The 3548-nt window shown below is 74.6% G+C and carries 3 protein-coding genes; all 3 read right to left on the reverse strand.

The genetic code is table 11. The features are described from left to right. Window positions 1-1047: hypothetical protein (locus tag AB1609_18265; GenBank protein ID MEW6048392.1), on the reverse strand; the 1047-nt coding region annotated here is incomplete at its 3' end. After that, window positions 1013-1789 (reverse strand): hypothetical protein, encoded by a 777-nt coding sequence (locus AB1609_18270; GenBank protein MEW6048393.1) that lies wholly within the window; start codon window positions 1787-1789, stop codon window positions 1013-1015. The genes AB1609_18270 and AB1609_18265, both read right to left, overlap by 35 nt. Next, window positions 1786-3548 (reverse strand): hypothetical protein (locus AB1609_18275; GenBank protein MEW6048394.1); only part of this gene is annotated, 1763 nt, incomplete at its 5' end. The genes AB1609_18275 and AB1609_18270, both read right to left, overlap by 4 nt.

A 3548-nucleotide genomic window follows, 5' to 3' on the forward strand; every position in this document is an offset into this window, starting at 1 on the left:
CTCGTCGGGGGGACGCTCTGCCGGGCCGCGGGCCGTCGCCCGGCTGTTCGGGCCGGTCGAGGGCTCGCCCTCCTCTCCGGCGGGTACAGCATCCGTCAACAGGGCGGCAAGCTCCGCGCTCCGGTCCGCGGTCTCCCGGGCGATGAGCCCGAGCTGCGAAAGCCGCATGAGAAGCTCCAGACGGCTTTCCAGCGTGCCCGCCGAGGAGAAGGGGGCCCCGCCCGGCAGGGACCGGCCCCCCGTGGAACCAGGCAGCTGTCCGGCGCCGGGCACAGGTCCCGCCACGGCCGGCCCGGGTCGGAAAGCCTCGCCCGATGGGGCCGCAGCGCCGCTCATGGACAGCACCGACTGGATCTCCCGGGCCGCGCGTTCGGCTCGCGGGTCGGTCGTCACGGCGGCCTCCCTCTCGAGAAGCCGCGCCAGACGCTCGAGGAATTCGGCCTGTTCGGGGGAGAGCACGGGAAGGGCGCCTTCGGGGGCAGCGGGCGGGGCCAGGCCGGTCCTCACCTCGCGGGCGGTCCGGTGGAGCCCCAGCAGTGCGCCCGGCAGGGTGAGAGACGCCGCAGCGAGCACGGCCACCAGGGTGCGCCGGCGCCGCACCACCGCCCCCACCAGGGACGGCAGGCGTGCCCAGGCCGCCATGGCCAGCCGATCGGCTGCTTCCCGGACGGCCGGCCCGAACGGCGAGTCGATCCGCCCGTGTACCCACTCCCACGCCGTGGTGGCAAGCTGACGGCCCCCAAACGCGGCCTCCAGCCGTCCCACGAGGCCCCCCGACCGCCCCAGGCGGCGTCCGTAGATCAGCGCGGCCAGACCTATCCAGGCCGCCACACCGGCCCCGGCAAGCACCGCCCGCGACGCCAGGGCGAGCCTCGCGTCGTAGACGGCAACTGCCGCCAGGGAGGCGGCGTACGACGCGGCCACCCACCGCAAGGCGTCCAGGGCGGCCTGGGCCAGTTCGCGGCGCCTGTGGCGGTGGTCGAGCGCGCGAGCGAACTGGATGAACGGGCCTTCAGACTGCCGGCCTGCCGTCCGCGTCCCGGTCACCCCCCTCCCCGAACGTGAGGCGTACATGCCGCCGCACGGCCGCGACGGCTGCCAGCATCCCGGCCGCCCCGAATGCGGCGAGCCCGGCGGCAAAGCGCAGGGCGCCGACCGCGGAGAGCATGGCGGGCCTCCCTTCGGGCAAGAACGGGCTCACCGCCAGATACCCAATGGCCGCAAGGCTCCCCATGACCAGGGTGGCTGCGGTCGCCCGGAGGGCCCCGGGCGCTGCGACCTGGATGGCGGTCCCCCAGGCTGCAGCCGCATCCGAGGCGAGAAGCGCCAGGAGTGTCGTTCCCAGGAGCTGTCCGGCCCCGGCTCCTGACGCGGCGGCCGCGAAGGCGCCCAGGGGCAGCATCAAGAGCGCCAGTCCGGCGCCGGCCAGGGAGCCGGCCAAACTCAGGCCAAGGGCGACTTCGGGCGCACCCAGTCTCCCGTACGTAAACCAGTCCTCCCATGCCAGTTCCGCTTCGCCGGCCGTCTCCGAGACGACGCCGTCCGGCGGGGCCTGGTCGGCGGCGCCGTCCCCTGCGGTCGAGGCCCAAAGCGCGGCGGCGGCCGCCGCGATCCACTGCACGACGCAAAAGCCGCGGAAGAGCTGGAGAGGGCCCGCAGCCGCCATGGAGGGCGCAGACGGCCAGGCCGTAACGGCCACCCCGCCGGCCAGGAGAGCCGCCAGGGTGATGCCGGCCGCCTGGGCCCGGCGCAGGAGGTGGCTCAGGCGCCACCAGGCGAGGGCCATCATGGCGGGCTCCCTCCGGGTCTCGCCGGGGTTGCCGCCGGAACCGCAGCGGTGATGAGCACGACGTACGGCCGCACCGGCCGCCAGGGCCCGCCCGGCCGCCTGGCCTGCGCGACCGGGACCGACGTCCTGCCGACCAGGACCGCATAGCGAGCCGGGCGTTCGCCCGCCGCCGGCGCCACCCGAGAGGCGGCGGAGGCCGCGAGCCTGACCAGCCGCGCGTCAGGCGCGGCCCGGGGAGCCGTCAGCGCCTCGACGAGCTTCCCCTCCAGCACCTCTGGCCCCGGGTAGAGCGCCGGCCGCTCGGCAAGAGCCACTGCCTGAGCTGCCGGCGCGCCGAACAGCGCGACGCGGCCCCGGAAGGTCAGATCGGCCCGGGAGACCGCCGCCGCGCCCGCGGAACTGACGATGGCGGCCCGTGCCGTCGGGGAGATCTTCTCCGCCAGGTCCACGAGGGGCGCGTCCACGTAAAATACAGCAGGCCAACCTCCGGCAGGCTCCGCCGGGGCGCTCGGGGGCGGCTGCCCGAGGGGTTCGACAAGCCAGGCCGTGCCGCCGTCCGGGCCGGGTGCTGGCTGGAACCTGACCCCGCCGGTGCCGGGGGCAAGCTCGGCGGGCCAGAGGGGCGACGGGAAAAGTTCGCCCTCGCCGGCGGATGGGCTGATTTCCCAGGGGGTGGGCACGAGCCCGGGCAGGTTCAGGAGGAGTTCCGCCTGCACGGGATCGTCGGCCTGGACCGCGAGCTCCCCTCTTTGGGGATCCGTCAGGGTGGCGGGGCGGACCAGCAGCACGGCCTGCGGGCGGTCGGCCTGCTCGAAGAAGGATGCGCCGAGCAGGAGCGCCCCGGCGCTTGCCGCACCTGCCACCACAAGCCCGGCTCCTGACCAGATGCGCGCCCTCCACCTGGGAAAGCTGCGCACCCACGCCCACCCAGCCAGGGCATACGCCCCCGCTGCCAGTCCCATCCACCGGGATGGGAAGCTCACCGCCATCTCCGACACGGCGGCCAGCGCCTGTTCCCGAAGGGCGTCCGCAGGACTCAGGGGGGCAGGTGGAGCAAAGCGGTCCGGGCCGGGCAGCCGTGCTCGCTCCAGGCCCAGAGCCGGCGCCACGGCGGCAAACCGGTTCGGATCGGGCGCATTGCTTTCGCTCATGGCAATGGCGACCGCGCGAGGTGCAACGGCCGGGGTTCGGGAGAGCACTGCCGTGAGCGACGTCCCTCGCCAGGCCGCGGGCGGGCTCTCCGGGACGACCAGGCGTCCCCCGTCCCGGGCGTAGGCGGCCAGGGCCCGGAGTTGAGCTGCACTGAGACGGTCGAGCGGGAAATCGGGGGCGATGGCCACGAGTTCGGCGCCCTGATAGCCGAGAAACCACGGCGGCACGGACCGCGGGTCGGTTAGGTAGACGGCCTGCAGCGGATCCCGGTCACCAAAGACCCCGCCGCTGTGCGGGCGCCACTGCCTGAGGAACCCCCAGCCTTCCGGGGAGGCGCTCAAAACGAGCGCGACCGGGCCGGCTTGCGCCCGGCCGGATCTCCTGAGCCCGGAAGCGGCCGGCGACAGCGCACCGGCGTCGATCCGAAGGCTCTCGGGGCCGAGCCCACCGGGGACCAAGAGCCACACGTCGTCCTGGCCGCCCGCAGGAAGCTGGACGGGCCAGCGCAGTTCAAGGAGGGCCGGCCGATCATCAAAGAACGAGCGCTGCGACAGCGTAAGGGTGACGGCGCCGGCAAAGGCCGCATCCTGGCTTTCGAACTGCACCC

This window comes from Bacillota bacterium, assembly GCA_040754675.1.
Taxonomy (GTDB): domain Bacteria; phylum Bacillota; class Limnochordia; order Limnochordales; family Geochordaceae; genus Geochorda.